Annotated in this window: 1 protein-coding gene; it reads left to right on the forward strand. The window is 55.4% G+C overall.

Annotation, left to right across the window (positions count from 1 at the left end):
- Positions 1–91: 91 nt before the first annotated feature.
- Positions 92–251, forward strand: a 160-nt coding sequence (locus ACTF5Z_RS10775; RefSeq protein WP_438985632.1) for a transposase, incomplete at its 3' end; no start/stop codon positions are given.

A 251-nucleotide genomic window follows, 5' to 3' on the forward strand; every position in this document is an offset into this window, starting at 1 on the left:
AGAGGGTCAGCGTTTAAGCCGCGAACCATGATCCTGCCCACTAATGATGGACACCCTGTTAAGCGAGTAAACTACGCTACAGAGGTGAACCATGACAAGCAAGACAGGTACGAAAAAGACAACGCGGCGGAAGCACTCTCCGGAATTCCGGGCAGAGGCGTTGGCCCTGGCAGAAAAAATCGGCATTCCCAAGGCGGCCAAGGAACTCGGGCTGCATGACTCGCAACTCTACGGGTGGAGATCCAAGGCCA

The organism is Aequoribacter sp. (assembly GCF_965659035.1).
Taxonomy (GTDB): Bacteria; Pseudomonadota; Gammaproteobacteria; order Pseudomonadales; family Halieaceae; genus Aequoribacter.